This is a genomic window from Mesorhizobium sp. P3_A9 (assembly GCF_056402975.1).
Genome location: NZ_JBFUGJ010000461.1, coordinates 1 through 3,858 on the forward strand (window position 1 = coordinate 1; position 3,858 = coordinate 3,858).

General features: G+C 64.6%; 6 protein-coding genes and 1 pseudogene. 6 read left to right on the top strand and 1 reads right to left on the bottom strand.

The window, feature by feature from the left end:
* Positions 1-188: pseudogene (locus AC1DX0_RS32475) on the bottom strand (IS5/IS1182 family transposase); the annotation flags it as partial.
* 172 nt (positions 189-360) lie between these two features.
* Here AC1DX0_RS32475 and AC1DX0_RS32480 point away from each other — a divergent pair.
* The 6 genes from AC1DX0_RS32480 to AC1DX0_RS32505 all read left to right on the top strand — a co-directional run.
* Complete coding sequence (locus AC1DX0_RS32480) at positions 361-792, top strand: DUF2948 family protein (protein ID WP_095198254.1); 432 nt, start codon at positions 361-363, stop codon at positions 790-792.
* 7 nt (positions 793-799) lie between these two features.
* Positions 800-2,092 (top strand): histidinol dehydrogenase, encoded by a 1,293-nt coding sequence (hisD, locus tag AC1DX0_RS32485; protein WP_477224209.1) that lies wholly within the window; start codon positions 800-802, stop codon positions 2,090-2,092.
* Positions 2,093-2,098: 6 nt separating this feature from the next.
* On the top strand, positions 2,099-2,584 hold the full coding sequence (locus AC1DX0_RS32490; RefSeq protein WP_477358483.1) for a UPF0262 family protein: 486 nt from the start codon (positions 2,099-2,101) through the stop codon (positions 2,582-2,584).
* On the top strand, positions 2,572-3,027 hold the full coding sequence (locus tag AC1DX0_RS32495; RefSeq protein WP_477224274.1) for an arsenate-mycothiol transferase ArsC: 456 nt from the start codon (positions 2,572-2,574) through the stop codon (positions 3,025-3,027). Before AC1DX0_RS32490 ends, AC1DX0_RS32495 begins: the two co-directional genes overlap by 13 nt.
* A gap of 86 nt (positions 3,028-3,113) precedes the next feature.
* Positions 3,114-3,332, top strand: a complete 219-nt coding sequence (infA, locus tag AC1DX0_RS32500) for a translation initiation factor IF-1 (RefSeq protein WP_006200926.1) — start codon at positions 3,114-3,116, stop codon at positions 3,330-3,332.
* A gap of 23 nt (positions 3,333-3,355) precedes the next feature.
* The coding region (locus AC1DX0_RS32505) for a Maf family nucleotide pyrophosphatase (RefSeq protein WP_477358485.1) at positions 3,356-3,858 on the top strand (503 nt) is incomplete at its 3' end.

Here is a 3,858-nt window from a genome sequence, read left to right on the forward strand (position 1 = left end):
TTGAACAGGATCAACGGTGGCCAGGCAGCCCGACCCGGTCCACCATCGCGCAGCGGGTTGAGTAGCTTCTCGAAGCGGTACCACTTCACCAGACCTGACAATCGATCGAGTGGCGAAGAACCGCCTGCCAACTTGCCGCCCAGAAAGGCTTCCGCCAAGCTCAACTGACCCGTCTGCTTCACTGCCATCGTGATTCCCTCCGAGCGTCAATCTCAGAGAATCACAACCAGCGAATTACGCAACAGGCCCGCAAGGAGGGAGATCGGCCGCTCGGCCGACCGCAGCGCCCCTGGCGCGGTTGCACGGATCGCCAAGACCGCCTAACAGAAGGCTGAAACCAACCTTAGGTGCAAATTCCGCATGGCCCTCAAGCTTATCGCGCTCGACGACCAGGATCTGAGCATCGTTTCGGCTCATGTCCAGGACGCCGTCCTGAAAGTCAGCGACCTCGAATACCTGCCTGCGGCCAAACGTTTCGTGCTGACCATGAACCGTTTCGTCTGGGAGGCGAAGTCGGGCCTGTTTCGCCAGCACAATGAGCGGCGGCAGGCCGTGCTGCATTTCGACCGGGTGCTCGGCGCCAAGACCAACGGCATTGCCCGCAACAAGCCGGCCGAGGTGCTGTCCCTGCTGGCGATCAGCTTCATCGAGATCAGCAAGCCTGCCGGCATCGTCGAGCTGATCTTTTCAGGCGGCGGCACGATCATGCTCGATGTCGAGTGCATCGAGGCCCGCCTTGCCGACATCGGCGGCGCGTGGGAAGCCACGTCGCGTCCCGTCCACAAGGCTTGAGCGCCCCATGGCCATCACGCTTGCCCACTCCGATGCCGATTTCGAGCAGCGCTTCGCCGCTTTCCTCACGACCAAGCGGGAAGTGTCCGCCGATGCCGAGGCCGCGGTGCGCGCGATCATCGCGCGGGTCCGCGCCGAGGGCGATGCCGCGCTGATCGACTATTCCAGCCGATTCGACCGCGCCGACCTCAAAAGCGTCGGCATTGCCGTATCGAAGGACGAAATCGCCCGCGCCTATGACGGCGCCGATGCGCAGACGATCAAGGCGCTCGAATTCGCGCGCGACCGCATCCGCGCCTATCATGAGCAGCAGCTGCCGAAGGACAATCGTTATACCGATGCCGCCGGGGTCGAGCTCGGCTGGCGCTGGACGGCGATCGAAGCCGTCGGGCTCTACGTGCCGGGCGGCACCGCAAGCTATCCAAGCTCGGTGCTGATGAACGCCATACCGGCCAAGGTTGCCGGCGTCGACCGCATCGCGATCTGCGTGCCGGCCTCGGGCGGCGCCATACCGCCGCTGGTGCTGGTGGCGGCCGATATTGCCGGCGTTTCCGAGATCTACCGCGTCGGCGGCGCCCAGGCGATCGCTGCCCTTGCCTATGGCACCGAAACGATAAAGCCGGTGGCCAAGGTCGTCGGCCCCGGCAATGCCTATGTGGCGGCGGCCAAACGCCAGGTGTTCGGCACGGTCGGCATAGACATGATCGCCGGACCCTCGGAAGTGCTCGTGGTGGCCGACGGCAGCAACGATCCGGACTGGATCGCCGCCGACCTGCTCGCCCAGGCCGAACACGATGTGTCGGCGCAATCGATCCTGATCACCGATGATCCGGCCTTCGGCAAAGCGGTCGAACAGGCGGTCGAGCGCCAATTGCAGAGCCTGCCGCGCAGCGAGACGGCGGCGGCGAGCTGGCGTGATTTCGGCGCTGTGATCCTGGTCCCGACCATCGAGGCCTCGCTGCCGCTGGTCGACCGCATCGCCGCCGAACATGTCGAGCTTGCCATCGACGATGCCGAAGGTTTCCTGTCGCGGATGCGCAATGCCGGTGCCGTCTTCCTCGGCCGCCACACGCCGGAGGCCATCGGCGACTATGTCGGCGGCTCCAATCACGTGCTGCCGACAGCACGCTCGGCACGCTTCTCGTCGGGCCTGTCAGTGCTCGACTTCGTCAAGCGCACCTCGGTCCTGAAACTCGGGCCGGAGCAGTTGCGCATGCTGGCGCCGGCGGCGATCGCGCTCGCCAAGGCGGAAGGGCTCGACGCGCATGGCCGCTCCGTCGCCATACGGCTGAACATGTAGGCTGAGATGACGGGCTCCGATCAAACCCGCGCAAAACTGATCGATGTCGAACTCGATGAATCGATCGGCCGTTCGACGCCCGATGTCGAGCATGAGCGGGCCGTGGCGATCTTCGACCTGATCGAGGAGAACCGTTTTCAGCCCGTCAACGACAGCGGCGCCGGTCCCTACCGGCTGAAACTGTCGCTGGCCGAGCAGCGTCTGGTTTTCGCCGTGGCACGCGAGGATGGCACCGCGGTGGTCACCCACATCCTGTCGCTGACGCCGCTTAGGCGCATCGTCAAGGATTACTACATGATCTGCGAAAGCTATTATGACGCCATCCGCTCCTMGACGCCGAGCCATATCGAGGCGATCGACATGGGTCGGCGCGGTTTGCACAATGAAGGGTCGCAGACGCTGATGGACCGGCTCTCCGGCAAGATCGACATCGACTTCGACACGGCGCGACGGCTGTTCACGCTGGTCTGCGTGCTGCACTGGCGGGGCTAGTCCTGGCACCCCTGCCCCGATCGATCCTGTTCCTGTGCGGCATGAACGCCGTGCGCTCGCCAATGGCCGAGCAACTGGCGCGCCAAATGCTGCCCGCCACCATCTTCGTCGCCTCGGCCGGTGTTCGCGCCGGCGAGCGCGACCCGTTCGTCGATGCCGTGCTGGCCGAGGAGGGTCTCACGCTGGGCGAGCGTCATCCGAGGACGCTTGACGACCTCGAGGACGACTATTTCGACCTGATCGTCACACTGGCGCCTGAGGCGCACCACGCCGCACTGGAGCTCACCCGCTCACTTGCCGTCGAGGTTGAATACTGGCCGACGCAGGACCCGACCGGTGCCAGTGGCACGCGTGAGCAGATCATGGCCAGCTATCGCGACGTGCGCGAGCGGCTGAAAGCCCGGATCAGCCGCCGGTTCGTCGCTCTGGACCGTCCGGATTAAGCGTGTTCACAAGCGAACGATTATCATATAGGTTCCGCCGAAATTCCGGCCAGGCGCCGGAACTGTAATCCAAGCAAAGGTATCGAATGCCGAAGGAAGAAGTCCTCGAGTTTCCGGGTGTCGTGACGGAATTGTTGCCGAACGCGATGTTCCGGGTGAAGCTCGAAAACGAACACGAGATCATCGCCCATACGGCCGGCCGCATGCGCAAGAACCGCATCCGCGTGCTGACCGGCGACAAGGTTCTGGTCGAGATGACGCCMTACGACCTGACCAAGGGCCGCATCACCTACCGCTTCAAGTAAGATCAAGGCTCGACTGGTCCGCGATGAGCATTTTGCAGAAGCTGGTGCTTGCCTCGGGTTCGCCGCGCCGCATCGAACTCTTGCAGCAGGCCGGCATAGAGCCGGACCGTATCCTGCCAGCCGACATCGACGAAACGCCGCTGCGTGCCGAGCATCCGCGCTCGCTGGCCAAACGGCTGTCGAAGGAAAAGGCCGAGAAGGCGTTCGCGTCGCTGAAGACCGAGACGGACTATGCGCCAAGCTTCGTGCTGGCCGCCGACACGGTGGTTGCGGTCGGGCGACGCATCCTGCCCAAGGCCGAAACGCTGGATGACGCCGCCAACTGCCTCGGGCTATTGTCCGGCCGCTCGCACCGGGTCTACTCCGGCATCTGCCTGATCACGCCGGGCGGCAAGCTGCGCCAGCGGCTGGTCGAGACGCGGGTGCGTTTCAAGCGGCTGCCGCGCGAGGAAATCGACGCCTATGTCGCCTCGGGCGARTGGCGCGGCAAGGCCGGCGGCTATGCCGTCCAGGGCCTSGCCGGCTC